Origin of the sequence: Duganella sp. CF517 (assembly GCF_900110275.1) — a bacterium.
Taxonomy (GTDB): Bacteria; Pseudomonadota; Gammaproteobacteria; order Burkholderiales; family Burkholderiaceae_D; genus Rugamonas.
Window position 1 is genome coordinate 807655 of record NZ_FODC01000001.1, and the last position, 16829, is coordinate 824483.

General features: G+C 67.7%; 16 protein-coding genes. 4 read left to right on the forward strand and 12 right to left on the reverse strand.

Features of this window, described 5'->3' with window-relative positions:
* The 6 genes from BMX85_RS03345 to BMX85_RS03370 form a co-directional block, all read right to left on the reverse strand.
* The gene (locus BMX85_RS03345; protein ID WP_307172724.1) at positions 1-891 is read right to left on the reverse strand and encodes a LysR family transcriptional regulator; all 891 of its coding nucleotides are present in this window, start codon (positions 889-891) and stop codon (positions 1-3) included.
* 184 nt (positions 892-1075) lie between these two features.
* Complete coding sequence (locus BMX85_RS03350) at positions 1076-1711, reverse strand: response regulator (protein WP_090314255.1); 636 nt, start codon at positions 1709-1711, stop codon at positions 1076-1078.
* A gap of 47 nt (positions 1712-1758) precedes the next feature.
* The gene (locus BMX85_RS03355; RefSeq protein ID WP_177196637.1) at positions 1759-4686 is read right to left on the reverse strand and encodes a sensor histidine kinase; all 2928 of its coding nucleotides are present in this window, start codon (positions 4684-4686) and stop codon (positions 1759-1761) included.
* A gap of 213 nt (positions 4687-4899) precedes the next feature.
* A complete protein-coding gene (locus tag BMX85_RS30375) occupies positions 4900-5490 on the reverse strand; it encodes an NF038129 family PEP-CTERM protein (protein ID WP_090314257.1) in 591 nt (196 codons plus the stop codon).
* Entirely contained in the window at positions 5487-8585 is a 3099-nt protein-coding gene (locus tag BMX85_RS03365; protein WP_090314258.1) for a putative Ig domain-containing protein, read from the reverse strand. Before BMX85_RS03365 ends, BMX85_RS30375 begins: the two co-directional genes overlap by 4 nt.
* A 245-nt stretch (positions 8586-8830) precedes the next feature.
* Positions 8831-9394: a TetR/AcrR family transcriptional regulator gene (locus tag BMX85_RS03370; RefSeq protein WP_090314259.1), complete on the reverse strand. Its 564-nt coding sequence runs from the start codon at positions 9392-9394 to the stop codon at positions 8831-8833.
* Between the two features lie 143 nt (positions 9395-9537).
* Between BMX85_RS03370 and BMX85_RS03375 the strand changes: the two genes are divergently transcribed.
* Entirely contained in the window at positions 9538-10188 is a 651-nt protein-coding gene (locus tag BMX85_RS03375; RefSeq protein ID WP_090314260.1) for a glutathione S-transferase family protein, read from the forward strand.
* Positions 10189-10234: 46 nt separating this feature from the next.
* Here BMX85_RS03375 and BMX85_RS03380 read toward each other — a convergent pair whose 3' ends face one another.
* The 3 genes from BMX85_RS03380 to BMX85_RS03390 form a co-directional block, all read right to left on the reverse strand.
* Positions 10235-10726: an EF-hand domain-containing protein gene (locus tag BMX85_RS03380; protein WP_090314261.1), complete on the reverse strand. Its 492-nt coding sequence runs from the start codon at positions 10724-10726 to the stop codon at positions 10235-10237.
* Positions 10727-10743: 17 nt separating this feature from the next.
* Positions 10744-11289 carry a nuclear transport factor 2 family protein gene (locus BMX85_RS03385; RefSeq protein ID WP_090314262.1) on the reverse strand — a complete coding sequence of 182 codons (546 nt, stop codon included), beginning with the start codon at positions 11287-11289 and terminating at the stop codon, positions 10744-10746.
* A 101-nt stretch (positions 11290-11390) separates the two neighbouring features.
* Entirely contained in the window at positions 11391-12320 is a 930-nt protein-coding gene (locus tag BMX85_RS03390) for an AraC family transcriptional regulator (RefSeq protein WP_090314263.1), read from the reverse strand.
* Between the two features lie 44 nt (positions 12321-12364).
* On the opposite strand from BMX85_RS03390, the gene BMX85_RS03395 reads away from it, so the two are divergent.
* Entirely contained in the window at positions 12365-13180 is an 816-nt protein-coding gene (locus BMX85_RS03395; RefSeq protein WP_090314264.1) for an alpha/beta fold hydrolase, read from the forward strand.
* A gap of 2 nt (positions 13181-13182) precedes the next feature.
* Here BMX85_RS03395 and BMX85_RS03400 read toward each other — a convergent pair whose 3' ends face one another.
* Positions 13183-14154 (reverse strand): alpha/beta fold hydrolase, encoded by a 972-nt coding sequence (locus tag BMX85_RS03400; protein ID WP_090314265.1) that lies wholly within the window; start codon positions 14152-14154, stop codon positions 13183-13185.
* Positions 14155-14290: 136 nt separating this feature from the next.
* On the reverse strand, positions 14291-14731 hold the full coding sequence (locus tag BMX85_RS03405; protein WP_090314266.1) for a MarR family winged helix-turn-helix transcriptional regulator: 441 nt from the start codon (positions 14729-14731) through the stop codon (positions 14291-14293).
* 243 nt (positions 14732-14974) lie between these two features.
* On the opposite strand from BMX85_RS03405, the gene BMX85_RS03410 reads away from it, so the two are divergent.
* On the forward strand, positions 14975-15928 hold the full coding sequence (locus tag BMX85_RS03410) for a LysR family transcriptional regulator (RefSeq protein WP_218147297.1): 954 nt from the start codon (positions 14975-14977) through the stop codon (positions 15926-15928).
* On the opposite strand, the gene BMX85_RS03415 is transcribed toward BMX85_RS03410, so the two are convergent.
* Positions 15856-16302 (reverse strand): hypothetical protein, encoded by a 447-nt coding sequence (locus BMX85_RS03415; RefSeq protein ID WP_090314267.1) that lies wholly within the window; start codon positions 16300-16302, stop codon positions 15856-15858. The genes BMX85_RS03410 and BMX85_RS03415 overlap by 73 nt on opposite strands.
* Before the next feature lie 233 nt (positions 16303-16535).
* Here BMX85_RS03415 and BMX85_RS03420 point away from each other — a divergent pair, with 233 nt between their 5' ends.
* On the forward strand, positions 16536-16820 hold the full coding sequence (locus BMX85_RS03420; protein ID WP_090314268.1) for a hypothetical protein: 285 nt from the start codon (positions 16536-16538) through the stop codon (positions 16818-16820).
* The last annotated feature ends 9 nt before the right edge of the window (positions 16821-16829 follow it).

The following is a 16829-nucleotide window of genomic DNA, read 5'->3' on the forward strand; positions in this document are numbered from 1 at the left end:
TCAGGCGCGGTGCTGCATGCCGGGATGCGCGCGCAGCGACGCCGCCAGCAGGTCGATGAAGTGGCGCACCTTCGACGAGCCCAGGGTGCCGTGGCGGTGCAGGATGTGCACCGGCCACGGCGCCTCCTCGTAGTCGGCCAGGATGATGCGCAGGCGGCCCTCGGCCAGGCCGGCGGCCACCTGGTAGCACAGCAGCCGGGAGATGCCCAGGCCGGCGATCACCGCCTCGACCGCGGCGTCGTTGCTGGTGACGGTCAGGCGCGGCTTCATCCGCACCGTGGTCGGCTCGCCGGCGCCGCCGAACTTCCATTCCGCGCCGGGCGACACCCCGGCCGCGGCGATCACGGTATGGCGCTGCAGCTCGCCCGGATGGCGCGGCACGCCGTGCGTGGCCAGGTACTCCGGCGAGGCGCACAGCACGCGCCGCACCTGGCCGACGCGCATGGCCTTCAGGCTCGAATCGGGCAGCGGGCCGATCTTCACCGCCACGTCGATGCCCTCGTCGACCAGGTTGACGTTGTGGTCGAGGAAATGGGCCAGCACCTCGACCTCCGGATAGCGCCGCAGGTACTCGACCACGCAGGGCACGACGAACGACTTGCCGTACAAGACCGAGGCGGCGACCGACAGGCGGCCCTTGGGCGCGGCGTTGACGTCGGCGGCGGCCCGCCCCGCCTCCTCGATGCTGGCCAGGATTTCGCGGCTGTTGTCCAGGTAGCGCCGGCCGGCCTCGGTCAGGCGCACGTTGCGCGTGGTGCGCAGCAACAGCGTCACGCCCAGGCGCGCCTCGAGCGCGGACACGGCGCGCGTGACGGCCGCCGGCGAGAGCTCGAGCCGCCGCGACGCGCCGGAAAAACTCTCTTGTTCGCCCACCGCGACAAACACGCGCATGAGATGTATCTGGTCCATTGCCAAAGCGGTCCCCGTTGGAAGTCGTCGTCGTAGCGACCAGCTTGCCTGATTTTCCCGCCGCCGGGGTGGTGCGCCGCGCAGATGGCGCCGGTTTACCCCCCTGAAATGGGGGGCCACGACCGCGCCGCCACCATCGGGCCGGCGCGGCCGGCGGCGCGCGGCGTCAGAGGCCGAGGATGCCGCGCTCGAGCGCGATCATCACCGCGTGCGCGCGGTCGCGCGCCTGCAGCTTGAGCAGGATGTTGCTCATGTAGCCCTTGACGGTTTCGCTCGAGATGCCCAGCGTCTCGGCGATGGCGGCGTTGGTGTTGCCGCGCGCGACCAGCCTGAGCACGTCCACCTCGCGCGCCGTGACCACGCTGCCGTTGCGGCTCTGGGCCATCGCCAACGCGAGCGACGGCGGGATGCTGCGCCCGCCCGCGTGGATGTGGCGCACCGTCTCGAGCAGGCTTTTGCGCACCGCGCTCTTGAACACGTAGCCGACCGCGCCGGACATGATCGCGCGCGCCGCGTGGCAGTCGCCCTCGAGCGTGGTGAGCGCGACGATGCGCGCGGCGGGAAACTCGGCGCGGATGGCGGCGATGGCCTCGACCCCGCCCATGTCGGGCATTTGCAGGTCCATCAAGGTGACGGCCGGACGCAGCGCGCGATGCAGCGCGATCGCCTCGGCGCCGCTGGCGGCCTGGCCGACCAGGTACAGGTCCGGCTCGGCGGCGATGACGCTGGCGATGCCCTGCTGGAACAGCGGGTGGTCGTCGACGCTCAGGATCGTGATCGGCAGCGGCGTGAAGGCGCTCATAAAAACCAGGGGAAAATGGGAGCGTCCATTCTGACACAAGCGCGCCGTTACCGGTAGGCCAGCGCGGCCGGCAGCGACACCTCGACGGTGGCGCCGGCGCCGGGCGCGCTGCGCAGCCGCAGCGCGCCGCCGATGCGCGCGGCGCGCTCGCGCATGCCGGTCAGGCCCCAGTGGCGCCCGCCCCGCGGCACCGGCGCGTCGCCCGGCGCCAGCCCGAAACCCTTGCCCTGGTCGCGGATGGTCAGCGTGAACGCGGCCGCGCCATACGCCAGCTCGGCGGCCAAGGTGGCGCTGCCGGAATGGTGCAGCGCGTTGGCGATGGCCTCCTTGGCGATGGCGTACAACTCGTCCTGGGCGTCGGCCCGCAGCGCGCGCCGCGCGCCGCGCTCTTGCAATGAAAACGCCACGCCGCGCTCGGCGCACGCGGCGTCGCCGGCGGCCGCCAGCGCCGGCGCCAGATCGTCGCGGCAGGCGTGGTGCACGCGCAGGTCCAGCAATTGGTCGCGCCCCTCGTCGAGCACGGCGTCGGCGGCGTCGAGGGCGGCGTCGATGCGCGACTGCGCCGCGTCGTCCTTGGGCAGCGCGTGCTTGATGCCGTGGAAGCGCAGGATCAGGCCTTGCACGCTTTGCAGGAAGGTGTCGTGCAGGGTGCGGGCGATGCGCTCGCGCTCCTCGAGCTGGGCGCGCATGCGCTCGACGGCGCGCGCCGTCAGGCTGGCCAGCCGGCGCCGGTGCAGCAGATACGCGCCGGCGGCCAGCAGCGCGCCGCACGCCAGCTTGAACCAGAACGTCTGGTAGAACGCCGGGGCGATGTGGAACGCCAGGCTGGCCGGCGCGGCGCTCCACAGGCCGTCCTCGTTGGCGGCCATCACCTCGAACCGGTAGTCGCCGGGACCGAGGTTGGTGTAGAAGGCCTGGCGCAGCGCGCCGGCGTCGCGCCAGCCGTGGTCCTGCCCGACCAGGCGGGTGCGAAAGCGGGCCCGCTCCGGCACCGACAGCACGGCGGCGGTGAAGTCGATGCGCAGGTTGTGCGTGTGCCTGGGCAGCCCGAGGCCGGCGCTGGCGCGGTAGCGCCGCGTGTCGGTGGTGAGCGCGGTGATCAGCGGCGTCGGCGCCACCGGGTTGCGGACGATGCGGCGCGGATCGATCAGCCCGACGCTGCTGGAGGTGGCGTACCACAGGCGGCCGTCGCCGGCTTCGACCAGCGTCTCGAGCGGCAGCACCTGGGCCGGCACGCCCTCGTGGCCGTCCAGATGGTCGAAACGCTCGGCGGCGACCCGGCCGCCCTTGCCGTCCGCGCGCGTCGCGGCGGCCAGGTCGGCGGCGCCGATGCGCACCAGGCCATCGAGCCCGTGCAGCCACAGGTCGCCCGCCGCCGTCTGCACGATGCCCGAGACGCCGGTGAACGGCCGGCCGGCGCCGTCGTCGAGCGCGACGAAGCGGCCATTGTGGAAGCGGGCCAGGCCCTGGTCGCCGCCGACCCACAGCGTGCCCCGGCGGCTGAACATCGCCAGCACGTTGCCGACCGCCAGGCCGTCGGCGGCGCCGAAGCGCCGGATTTTGCCGTGCTCCAGCATCGCCATGGCGTTGCCCGCGTAGCCGAGCCAGAGCCGCCCCGAGGGGTCGGTGTGCAAGGCGGTGGCGTCGCGCCCGGCCAGTTCGGCGTGGCCGCCGCCGGCCTGCCAGACGCCGTCCGTGAAGGTATGCACGCCGCGCCGCATGATCGATACCCACAGCCGGCCGTCGCCGCCGATCGCCAGCGCCTGCATCGGCTGCTGTATCAGCGCCGGCGGCAGCGGCCAGCGCCGCACCGCGCCATCGCGCCGCCGCCACAGCGCGTGGACGTTGCCGAACCACAGCGTGCCGTCGGCGGCAAGCGCGCCGGCGGTGGCCGACTCCATCGCGCTGTCGATGCGGCGCCCGTCGGCCGCGATGGCGAACGTCGGCGGCGACAGCGCGTGCAACGACGAGTGGCTGTTGATCCAGACCTCGCCATCCGCGCCGGCGGTGATGCTGAAATCGGTGCTACCGGTCGGCATGTCCTGCACCGACAAGCGGGTTTCCCGTATGCGGTCGACGCCGTTCTCGGTCATGAACCACAGATTGCCCTCGCGGTCGTCGAACGGGCCGGTGAACACGCGCCTGGCGCTGAACCCATTGGGCGCCGGCAGCAGTTTCTTCAAGGCGAAATCCGGCGTGTACAGCCGCATGCCGTCGCCGGGGCCGATCCACCAGGCGCCGCGGCGGTCGCGGTGCACGCTGTAGGGCATGACGCCGACGTCGGGCAAGGACAGCGGCGCCGACGTCTCCGTCCCCGGGTCGAAGATGCGCGGCTGCATGCCGAAGCGAAACACCCGCACCCGGCCATCGGACAGCAGCTGGCTCGGCTGCATGCTGCCGAAGCCGTCGACGCGGCGGAACCGGTGCGTGCCGGGGATCTGGCGGTACAAGCCGTCAACCTGCGTGACAAGCAGGCCGCCATCGCGCAGCACATTGAAGGTCGGCTGGTCGCCGGGCGGCACGCCGTCGGCCGGCGACAACCGGCGCCAGCGCTCGCCGTCGAGCCGGTAGATGCCGGCGGGACTGGAAAACCAGCGGGTGCCGTCGCCGCTTTGGGCGATCTGCAGGATGGCGCTGGGCGGCACGCCCTCGGCTTCGCCGTAGTGCCGCGCCGCGCCATGCTCGAACACGGAGATGCCGCCGTGCGAGTAGCCCACCCACAGCGCGTCGCCGGACAGTGCCAGCGAACGGACGTTGGGCGACAGCAGCTTGTTGCCGGCGATATCGTCGAGCCGTTCGAAGCGCACGCCGTCGAAGCGGAACAGGCCGTCCGACGCGCCGAACCACAGCATGCCGGCGCGGTCCTGCACCATCGCCATGGCGTCGGACGGCGCGCCGTCCTGCTTGATCCACGCCTTGTGCGACAGATTGGTGCGCCAGAACGGCGGCGGCTCGCCGGCGGCCGCTGTGGCCATCGCTGTGGCCATCGCTGTGGCCACCATCGTGGCCGTGGCCGCAAAGGCCGCCGCCCACGGGGCGCGACGCCGGCGCGCGCGCGGCGCGCCGGCCAAGGGAGCGGGCGACGGGTAAATCATACTGGCGGCATACTTAGTAACCAAAAAGCAACAGATTACAGCATAGCCCGCCTAAGCTCAATGCCCTCGCCCCGCCCTGGTCGCGTGCCGCGCCTAACGACGGCGGCGCGCGTGCGCCATCAGGCCCAGCATGCCGGCGATCATCAGCAGCGCGGCGGACGGCTCCGGAACCGCCGATACATGACTCAGGCCGCTGGCGTTGTTGACCGTGAAGACCGCTCCCGGCGCGGCGCCGGGCTGCAGCGACACCGTCCCCAGATCGCCGTCCGCGCCGAGATAGCCGGTCTCGTCGAACAGCGACCAGCCGAAGGTCGTGCCCACGTCACCGGCACCCAAAGTGAAGCCGACGTCGAACGACAGCACGCCGCCCAGGCTGATCGTCATCACCAGCTCGCCGCCCGCGCCGGCGTTGCCGAATACCAGCGGTCCTGGCGGCATGCCGGTGACCGCCCCGGTGAGCTGGGGCTTGCCGGAAAACGCCCCGGCCAGATTGCTCACCGTCGCCGTGGCCGGCGCGGCATCGGCCAGCCCGAGGAAGTACAGTCCCAGATACGCCGGACCGCTGCCCAGGGTGGCGGTGTCGATGGTGATGGTGTACTGCGGCGCGGCGCCGGCCTGGCCCGCCCCGCCCAGCAAGCAGGCGGCCAGCAGCAGCTTCGCCAACAGGTATTTGACATGGTTCATTGCGGATCTCCCTGGTATTTAGCACTGACGAGCCTGCGGCCATAGCCGATGGCCGCCCTGGACGGGTTGCTGAAGGTGGTGGTCAAGGTCACACCCTGGCCCGGCGCCAGCTCGCCGGCGGGCAGCGTGATGTAAGGCACGCCGTCGTCGACGCCGGTCGCGTTGTCGAGCGTGACGCCGGCGGTGAGGTTCTCCAGGCGCAAGTGCAACGGCCCCTTGAGCGCCTGCTGGGTGATGTTGGTGATGGACACCGTGCCGCTATATTTTTGCGTGAAACGGTTCACCGTCAGGCCCGACTGCAGCATCCTGACGCTGGCGCCGACATCGACCGGCGCCAGCAAATCGAAGCGCGAGCCGTGGAAATGCAGTTCGCTGTACGAGGAAATGCCGGGATAGGCCGGATCGGTCGGTGGACCCGGATGGTCGACCCGCACCATGAAGTACCGATAGCGCTGGTTTTCCAGACCGGGCAGCACGGGAATGACCTCCATGGCGAAGTTCTGGCCGCCGGTGTCGGTGGTCTCGCGGCTGGTCAGCAAAGTCCAGCCGGCGTTGTCGTTGGAGCCGTAGACATTGATGCCCTGGGAACGGTTGCCGAACATGAAGCGCGCGCGGATGCCGAAGGCGTTGGCGGCGACGCGGTAGTTCTCGCCGAAGTCGAGGGTGACGACGTTGCGCAAATCGCCGGAGGTGGTGGTGTAGTCGTCGTCCACCAAGGACGGGATGGCGTTCGGGCTCAGCACGGTCGGGGTGACCATGTTCTTGCTCCAGTCCAGGCTGCCGTCCGAGGCCAGCCGGGGATTCAGCAGCTCCAGCTTGCGCGTCACTTCCTGCACTTTTTTCAGCAGCGCCGGAAATTCGGCGTCGGGCGCGCTCGCCATGGCCTGGCGCAACGGCGCCAGCTCGGCCTTGAACGTCGCCAGCGATGGCGTCGTATAGGCCGACCCCGTGTCATAGGCGCCCATCGCGGCGGCGAACGCCGTCTGGCGGTCGGGCTGCACGCTCAGGCGCGCCGTCATGGTGCTGATGGAGACGCCGTCCGTCGCGCTGACGACCAGGTCGTGCACGCCGACTTGATGCGCGGCCGGGGTCCAGGCCAGCGCGCCGGTGGTCGTGTCCAGCGTGGCGCCCGGCGGCGCGCTGACGGCCTTGTAGACCACGGTGTCGGCGGCGTTGGCGTCGGTGGCCGTGTAAAGGGCTTGATAGGGCATGCCCTGTACCACCAGCTCCGTCTCGGGGAACACCGGCATGGTGAAACGCGGCGGCGTCAATTGCGTTGGCGCGGCCAGGTTGACGTAGTCCACATCGACCGTCGCGCCCTCCGGACCGGAGAATTTGAAGTAGATGATGTTGTCGCCCAGGCGCCTGCCGGCGGTCGCCGCGTTGGCGCTGTCCGGCACGATGTAGCGCCATTGGCCGCCGGTGTCCGGCACCGTCATCTCGCTCCACGGCCTGGCGCCCACGGTCGCGCTGGCGGCCAGCTTGGTCACGGCGTTGGTGCGCACCATCAAGCCGACCGGCGCGTACTTGCTGCGGTCGGCGTAGGCGATGTCGTGGAACACCACCGTGGCGCCGGTGGGCGTCAGCCGCGCGCGCCCGTAGGTGCGCTCGCCTTCCGTCGCCGTGGTCCAGTCGCCGTTGAGGTAGACCGACTTGCGCTCGGTCTCCAGCATGCCGGTGTTGACGGGCAGCGGGACGCCGGTCAGCGCCTTCGGCAGCGTCAGGAACGCCTCGGCGCCCATGTCCTTGTTCGCCGGGCTCGCCTGCCCCCATGGCGTGACGGGACCGTTCGCGTGCGCGGCCGCCGTCGCCAGATACGGCGCCACGGTGTCGACGTCCACGCCCTCCTCGTACTTGTAGACGTTGTAGACCTCGGAAATGCCTTCGACCTGGTTCAACCGTCCCCGGTAAGCCTCGGAAATGCCCGAAGTGCCGCCGCTGGTGTCGGCCCACGGGGTGTCGTGGCCCAGCATGAAGCGGGCATAGGCGTCGGCGCCCATCAGCACGCGGTTGCCGCCGAATTTGTAAACGCTGACGGCGTCGCCGGCGCTGGACGGTTTGCCGGTGTACGGGTCGACCTTGGTGCCCTGCGACGTCACCAGCCGCAGCAAGCCGATCAGGTTGTCGACATTGTCGCCGCCGTGGGCCTGGTCGCGCATCATTTCCTGGATCTGATAGAACGGGTAGCCCGCCGTGTTGTGCGGGTTGTCGGTATCGATCAACGGGATCAGCGGCAGGATGCCGCCGTTGATGTCCGGCCGGGTCGAGCTGGCGTTGACCGTCAGCCACTCCACCGTTTCGTCGTAGCGGGCGCGGTTGTCGGTGAAGATGGCGCCGGCCAGGCGGCCGACGATCGAATACACGTGCTGGTTCATGAAGCGCTCGTTGCTGGCGAAGAAGGTGCGCTCCATCGGGTCGATCAGGTTGTCTTTGAGCTTTTGCGTATCGGTGGCGGTCCAGGCCAGCGGATAGGCGGCGTAGGCGGCATCGGCCGGCGTGTAGCGCATGATCTCGGCCGCCAGCAGCATGCGGAACAGCGGCACGCCGGTGTGGATGTGGGCGTCCGGGTAGTAGGCGTAGCCGTTGGGATTCATGTTGCTCCACGTGCGCAGGATGCGCATGGCGTTGCGGCGGTACTCGTTCTGCCCGGTCATGTAGTACAGCAGCGATTGCGTCAGCGCGCCCTGCGAATCGTTGATCAGGCGGGTCTGCGCGGTGCCGTTGTTGAAGTTGGGCGTGTTGGGCGTGTCGATCTTGGTGGCGTCGCGGTTGGTCGGCTGCAGGTTGATGTTGGCGTAGTTGCAGCAGACCGTGGCGAGGGTGTTGTAGTAGGTTTTATACGGCTCGACGTCGGCCCTGACCTGCTGGCGGGCGTACTCGAGCTGCTCGAGCGTGAAGCCGAGCGCCGGATGTTTGAAGCCGGCGTCGCTGACCGTCGGCTGGGCCTGGGGCGTGGCGACGAAGCTGATGGCCGTCGCCCAAGGGCTCGAAAAAGCCAGCAGCGCCGACGTGATCGCGGCGCACAGAGTAAGGCTGCGGTGGGCGGGCGCTTGCGGACTTTGCCGCTTGACGCCCTGAAGGGTTTGGTTGTCCATATGTCTCCTGATAGTTAGAAATGCTGATGTCCCCCTGCCTGCAACACATAATGTTATCGATAACAAATGCCGACAAAAAAAAGCCCGGTTACTGCGGAATAGGCCAACGAACCACGGTGGTTATCGATAACAATTTAAAACGCACACGATCGCGGAATTGATTAAGGGAGTCAGGAATGTAACACGAGACTGTCGATTGGCTGTATCAAACAAACAACAGCGCTGGTTTACCTGATCCTTATCCTTTACGGCAACAGACCGGCCACGCGGTAGGCCGCTAGGGTATTATCGAAGACCGACACGTCGTCGCAGCCGCGCGCCACCAGTTGCGCGCCCTCGATAGCGGAGAACACCGCGAACGCCCGGCCCTTCACCGCCTCGGCGTCCATGCGCGGATGTCCCACCGCCAGCACGCGCGCCAGCCAGCCGACGATCTGTTCGGTGAAGCGCTCGACTTCCGCCCTCACTTCCGGCGCCAGGCCGGGCCGCTCGGCCGCGAGCACGCCCGCCATGCACATACGGTTTTCGCGCAGCAGTGTTTCGCGAAACACGTCGGCGTATTTGTCCAGGCAGGTTTTCCAGTCCAGTCCCTGCTGTTGCAGGCCGTTCAGGTACTCCATGAACTCGTCCGTGTACTGCCGCGCCAGGGCGGCGCCAAGGTCGCCCTTGGTCGGGAAATAGTAATGGATGCTGGAACTCTTGACGCCGACGGCCTCCGCGAGGTCGCGGAAGCTCAGCGCGCTGTAGCCCCGCGCCTGCACCATCAGCCTTGCGGCCATCATCACTTCCTGTTTTTTATCGCTTGCCATACCTGATCCTGGAAAATTTTCGCTTGACGCGACAAAACCGCCGGAGCTATTATCTACCTATCGATAGATAGACAACTCTGGAAGGCGTCTCTATCGTTTATTTTACTCTATCTACCGAAAGGTAGACTCACAGAAAGCTCCACATGAAAATCTATGACACCCCAGGCTTCCCCAACCCCGCCCGCATCCGCATCGTGCTCGCGGAGAAAGGCATCGACCAGTTGTTCACCTTCATCCCGGTGGATCTGATCGCAGCCGAGCACAAGCAACCGCCCTTCCTGGCGAAGAATCCAAACGGCGTGGTGCCGGTGCTGGAGCTGGACGACGGCACCCATATCGCCGAATGCGTGGCGATCACCGAATACCTGGACAACCTCGATGGCAACCCGGTCCTGACCGGCAAGACGCCGCGTGAAAAAGCCATGGTCCACATGATGCAGAAACGCGCCGACGACTGGATGATCGATGGCATCGGCGGCTACTTCCACTACGCCACGCCGGGCCTGGGCGCCGCCCTCGAGGCCCACAAGAGCCCGGACTGGGGCGGCCGCAAGGAATGGGGCGGGCGCCAGCTGGAGAAATTCAAGACCGGCATGCGCTATTTCGACGGCATCCTGGCCAGGTCGCCCTACCTGGCCGGCGCACAATTCTCGATGGCCGACATCACCGTTTACTGCGCGCTGCTGCACGCGGCCTTCGTCGGCATCACGGTCACCGACGAATACCCGGCGCTGCAAGCCTGGCAAGCGACGGTGGCGGAGCGTCCGAGTGTGAAAAACCGCAGCGGACAATAAAAAAAGGAGTCCCCGGGGACTCCCTTTTCATGCAGGCCGGTGCCGTCTAGACCACGTCCACATTGCCCGGGAAATGCGTGTAGATATAGCGCGCCACCGACGCCGCGTCGGCGATCTGGCCCTGCGCGTTAAGCACCGTACCCGCCGGCCGCGTTGTCGACTGCCCGGCCTGAATCTGGTCGAACAGTTCCTTAACCAACGCGTCGTGGGTTGTTCCCGCCGTTGGATCGGCGAGGCTGTCGCGCAACTCGAACGACGACACCTGGCCATCGCCGTTGGCATCGAGCTTTCGGTACAAGGCGTCCGACTGCGCCTGCGTGCCGCCGGCCGACACGATCTGACCGAGGTACTCCTGCTGCGATATCAACATATCGTGGTTGGCGTCGACGACATCGGCGACCGTGCCGTTGATCATTTCGCTAAACGACAGCGCGCGCAAGGTCGGTCCGTTCGATGCGTCGGGTTGCGCCATGGTCGCCTTTATCTTCAGGGCGAAAGGCGGCTCGAAGTTGGAAGGCATGGCTTTGATAACATTCATTTCATCTCCTTGGTCTATCAGGCCGGCAGGACCGGCATCAGTCGTTCGAAAGCGGCAGCCGAGGTATCGGCCGGCGTCAGGGCGGCATTGGTGGTCGAGCCGCCGATATAGCGCTCGGCGATCTTCCAGCCATCGGCCGTGCGGACCAGGCGGTCGCGCATCGGCGAGTACAGCCAGATGGCCGGCAGGCCGTCGTGGCTGGTCATCACCTGCCCCGCGCCGAGCGCGGGTGCATCCTGCGGCAACGCGTGGCGCACCAGCAGGTTGTGATAGCGCACCTGCACGCCGTCGCCATCCGCATCGACAACGTGGTTGGTCGCATGACGGCTCACGCCCGGAATCAGATACGGGTAATCGTGTTCGAAGAAATGGCGGATTTCCGCGTGGCCGCTGATGGTGCCGTGGAAGTGGTAGGCCACGGCGTCGGGCAGAAAGGCGTCGATCATGCCTTCCACGTCCCAGGTTTCAAACAGCCAGTTGACACGGTTGACGAAATCGACGGCGCTGGCGCGGTCGGCGGCGTCCACGGGGCTGACGCGCGCGATGGCGGGAAAAGCTTGCATAACAACTCCTCGAAGATATTTTTTGAAAAACCACCGGGTGTCGGGCACGTAGCGCCCCGCCAGATAGTCTGGCTCGATGATATGTGCAATTACACACTCAGTCAAGCGCGCCGCCCGCGCACCGTGCTTGGCGCATAGCCAAAATGGCGTGCGAAGGCCCGGCTGAAGGCGGCCTCCGAGGCGTATCCGCTGCGCCATCCCGTTCGACCGACCGGCGTGCCCTGCGCCAGCATGTCATGCGCCAGCGTCAGTTTCCAGTGCTGCGCGTATTGCAGCGGAGCCTTGCCCACCGCCGTGGTGAAGCGTTCCGCAAATGCCGAGCGTGACATGCCGGCCAGCTCCGCCAGCGCCTGCACCGTCCAGTGACGATGCGGCTCGGCGTGGATGGCGCGCAGCGCCCTGCCCAGCCGGAGCTCCGACAGGCCGGCAACCCAGCCCGGGTGCCGGTCCTGGCCCTCGGCCCAGCCGCGCAGCGCCCGTATGACCAGCAAGTCCACCAACCGCGAGACCATTAGCGCCGAGCCGGGACCGCCGCCATCGGCCTCCTGCAGCAGGAAACGGGTGATGGCGTTCAGCCACGGTGGCGCGGCGGAGTCTTGCGCTGGCAAATGCAGGATGGGCGGCAGCGCCGCTGCGACAGCCGCCGCGGCGGCGCCGTCAAAGTGGAACTGGCCCCAGATCAATCGGCAGGCCGCGTCGCCCTGCCCCGCGCGCAGGGTGTGATGCTGCCGGTGCGGCAACAGCAGCAGGTCGCCGCGCGCCAGCGGGAATGGCGTTCGCCCTTCCAGTTGCAGCCACGCCGCGCCCTCCTCGACATAGTAAAAATGCGCGACGCCGGCGGGAAAGCGCAGCGCCCACCGCGCGCTTAATTCGGCCCGGTCTACGACGCCGCCGCGCAGGCGTACCTGCGTCAGCACCTGCGACAGCAGGTCGGCATCGGCCGGCGGAACGGTCGCTGTTTCGGACGATGGGGCATGAACCAAGGCGTTCGCGTCATGGTCGCGCCGAAGGGGCGTGCCTATGATGTCCATCGCTGCAGCACTTTCAATTTCTTTTTCATTTTCGGGAATACCTCATGAAACAACTACGCAAACCCCTGGGCGCGATCGCGCTCGCGGTTGCCGCGCTGGCCGGCACCCTGTCCCTGTCCGGCTGCGGCGGTTCCGACGCAGTCGCCGCCACCGCGCCGGCCGAGATCAAACCCACCACGGTGGTGCTGGTGCACGGCGCCTGGGCCGACGGCTCGAGCTGGTCCAAGGTGATCCCGCTGCTGCAACAACGCGGCCTGACGGTGGTGGCCGTGCAATTGGCGCGCCAGTCGCTGGCGGACGACGCCGCCACCGTGCGGCGCGCCATCGCCGCGCAAAGCGGCCAGGTGGTGCTGGTGGGCCACTCCTACGGCGGCGCGGTGATCACGGAATCGGGCAATGACAGCAAGGTCGCGGCGCTGGTGTACGTGTCGGCCTTCGCGCCCGGCGACGGCCAGTCGATCAACGACATCACCAGGCCCTACCCGGCCGGCGCCTGGCAAAAAGGCCTGGTGGTCGACAGCGCCGGCTATCTGTCGCTCGACGCGCCCACCTTCGCGGCCAGCTTCGCGCCGGACGTGCCGGCGGCCGAGCGCGCCGTGCTGGCGTCGGTGCAGGGCCCGATCTTCAACCATGTGCTGGACGATAAGGTCGGCACCGCCGCCTGGAAAACCAAGCCGTCGTGGTGGGTGTACGGCGACGCCGACGGCATCATCCCCGGCGCCTTCCAGCAGGCGGAGGCGGCGCAGATCAAGGCCCGTGTCAGCGCCATCGGCGGCGCCAGCCACGTGGCGCTGATTTCACATCCCGCCGAAGTGGCCAACAGCATCCTGGGCGCGGTCGGCAGCGTCGGCGGGCTGTAGCATCACGAGCGCAGGAAGGCCAGCAAATCGCCGTTCAACCGGTCTTTCTGCGTGATCAACAGGCCGTGCGAGCCGCCCTCGTAGACCTTCAAGGTGGCGTTGGGCACCAGTTGCGCCGTCAGCTTGCCGGAAATTTCCAGCGGGACGATCTGGTCGTCGTCGCCGTGCACCACCAGCGTGGGCACGCGGATTTTTTTCAGGTCGGCGCGGAAGTCGGTTTCGGAAAACGCGGTGATCGCGTGATAGGCGGCCAGCACGCCGGTGTTCATGCCCTGGCGCCAGTAGTCCTCACGCACACCTTCCGACACCTTGGCGCCGGCGCGGTTGTAGCTGTAGTAAGGCATGGTCACGTCCCGGTTCCACTGCGAGCGGTCGGCCTGCACGGCGGCGCGGAAGGTGTCGAACAGCGCTTTGGGCGCGCCGCCCGGGTTGTCCGGCGTTTGCAGCAGGAACGGCGTGACGGCGGCCACCAGCGCCACCCGGGCCACGCGCCGTTCGCCGTGGCGGCCGATGTAGCGCGCCACTTCGCCGCCGCCCATCGAATGGCCCACCAGCGTGACCTGCTTCAGGTCGAGCGCGTCGATCAGCGCCGCCAGGTCGTCGGCAAAGGTGTCGTAGTCGTAGCCGCCGGCCGGCTGGCTCGAACGGCCGAAGCCCCGGCGGTCGCAGGCGATGACGCGATAGCCTTGCTGCATCAGGAACAGCATCTGGTATTCCCAGGCGTCCGACGACAATGGATAGCCGTGGCTGAATACCACCGCCGGGCCGCTGCCCCAGTCCTTGTAGTACAGCGTGGTGCCGTCGTCCAGCGTCAATGTGCTGGACGTGAGCGGGGCCAATGGCACCGGCTTGGCTGGTTTCGCCGTCGCTGCGGCGGCCGGGCTGGCGGCTGCCGCTAGTCCGGTAAGGGCGGCCAGGCCGGCCAGGGAGCCGAGCAAGGTGCGGCGGGATGTGGTGGTGTGGTTGATCGTCATGATAGTCCTGTTAAGTTAACTATCTATCGGTAGATAGATTAAGCAGATAGTAAAATGCGCGGCGACCGCTGTCAAGCGGCAAGCCGCGCTACGGTCTTACGGCGCGATCATTGCGCGATCATGGATGCTCGATAGCTTACGGTTTTCGGCTCCAGGCGGCCAGCTGCTGTCGCAGTGCCGCCGCCTCGGCCGGGCCGACGCCGGCTTCGAACTCCGCCTGCGCCGCCTGCCAGTGCTTGCGCGCCTGCTTATACGTGGCGCGCCCCTCGGCCGTCAGCGACAGCAGCAGCTTGCGTGGATAGGCCGGGTCCGGCTGCTGCAGCACGTAGCCGTCGCGCGTCAGCGGTTGCAGCGCCCGCACCGTGCTGGTCCGGTCCATCACCAGCGCGTCGGCCAATTCCTGCACGGGCATGTCGCGCCGCTCGTGGATGGCGGCCAGGATACTGAATTGCGACGAACTCAAGCCGGTCGGCGCGAGATGCCGGTCATACACCGAGGAGATCGCGCGCGCGGCCTGGCGTACAGCGAGGCAATTGCAGTCCAAAATGGCGAGTGGCTTGGCGGGTTGCTTGGTCATGGCGTTTCAATCAATAACAGGATGTTCGGTGCGGATGCCAGTGTACCGCAGGCGCCGCACCGGCGTTGGCCTGGAGCCGAAACCGCCACCCCGTCCAATTTTATGTGTGCAATTGCACATAAAGAGGTAAAATGGAGACCCTCGAACGGCGACGCACGGATATTTCATGGAGATTGTCATCGTCCCACCCACCAGGCAAGGCCCCTGCCCGGCCCGCCGCCTTGCCAAGGCCGCGCCGCGTTGATGGACCGCCTGGCCACGATGCAGGTGTTCGTGCGGGTGGCCGACGCGGCCAGCTTCGTGCGCGCCGCCGAGGCGCTGCACCTGCCGCCGGCGTCGGTGTCGCGCATGGTGCAGGCGCTGGAGGCGCGTCTGAAGGTGCGCCTGCTCAACCGCAGCACCCGCAATGTCACCCTAACCGACGAGGGCCGCGCGTACTACGAGCGCTGCGCCAGGGTGCTGAGCGAGATCGACGACATGGAGGCGGCCACCGCCGGCGCCCGGCAGGGACCGCGCGGACGGCTGAAGGTCGGCGTGCCGGGGGCGATGGCGAAAGGCGTGCTGATTCCCGCGCTGCCGGCGTTCGTCGCCCGCTATCCGGAGATCGACTTCGAGCTGGCCATCTCGGACCGCCGCGTCAACCTGATCGAGGCCGGCGTCGATTGTGCGATCCGGGTCGGCGCCAGCGACGATCCCAACATGGTCGTCAAGCGCATCGGCGAGGTGGCGCGCATCACCTGCGCTTCGCCGGACTACCTGCGGCGGCACGGCGAGCCGCGCAGCGTGGCCGATCTTGCCCGCCATGTCGGCGTCGGCTATGTGTGGGACCATGGTGGCCGCAGCCGGCCTTGGGAATTCACCGTCGGCCAGCGGCTGGAGCAGGTGCCGATGGCGCACGCGGTCTTCGTCGATGACGCCGATGCCTACCTCGCCTGCGGCGTGGCCGGCTTGGGCATCGTCAGCGCCTCGGAGTACACCTTGCGTCCCGCAGTGACACGCGGCCTGCTGCGCCAGATCCTGCGGGAGTACGCCGCGCCGCCACGGCCGGTGTCCATCGTATTCAGGCCCAACCGCCACATGCCGCAGCGGCTACGCACCTTCATCGACTGGTTCACGGCGCTGTATCAGTCCTTGCCGCGAGAAGCGTCCGACGGCCCCGCCGACGCCGGCGTGGACGTGGACTGCAACGCGAAATAAGCGGGGTCCAGCACGTCCTTCATCCGCTCGTGGAACGCCTGGCGGAACGCCAGCAGCGAGGCGAACGGCCGCATGGCGACGCTACGCTCGACCACCAGCCCGGCGTCGTCGTGCAGCAGCATTTCAAAACTATCGAGCGGCAGGCCATCGACCGTGCCGCGCCACACCAACAGCGTCATTTTACCGTCCGACATTTCGGTAACGTAGTGGCCCTCGCGCACGGCGATGGCGCCCACCATGGCGCGCGCCACGGCTTCGCGCCCGATGACGCTGCGCGACAAGATAGGACTGTGGAACACGACGTCGGGCGCAAGGATGGCGCCGATTTCCTCGATGCCCGCGCCGGCTTCGCGCAGTTGTATCAGCTTGTGCATGGATGGTCCCTGTGGTTGGTGTGCGATGGCGGCGATTGTAGGGGACCGCCGGCGACATGGCGACAGCCCTGACGCACTACATCATTGTCGGCAACGGGACAATCCCCGCTCGGCGATTGTTCCAGTTTCGACATCACAGTCTTGTGCAGATGGGCATAGAAACAGGGTCGTCGAATACGTATAGTCAACGAGCAACTATCAAATATTTCCTCAACCAATAGCAAAGGAACAACATGACCACACTAACGATCAGTAACTCGGGCACCGCCTGGATCCGGGACATGCAGGCGCAAGGGAAATCGGCGGGCGGCGGCTGGGCCTCCAGTCCGAACGCGGCCTACTATGCCTCCCTGGATACCGAGCATCCGCTGCCCAAGCCGGTGTCCGGTCTGCCAACCACCTTCGCCGAATTGCTGAAAGCGCGCGGCGCCCAGGAAGAGCAACGTCCCCCTGTGGTGGGCCAGCAGGCCGCCAGCCCCCACCCGACCACCGGTCAGCGCATCAACGTCACCGCCTGAGCGGTCCGC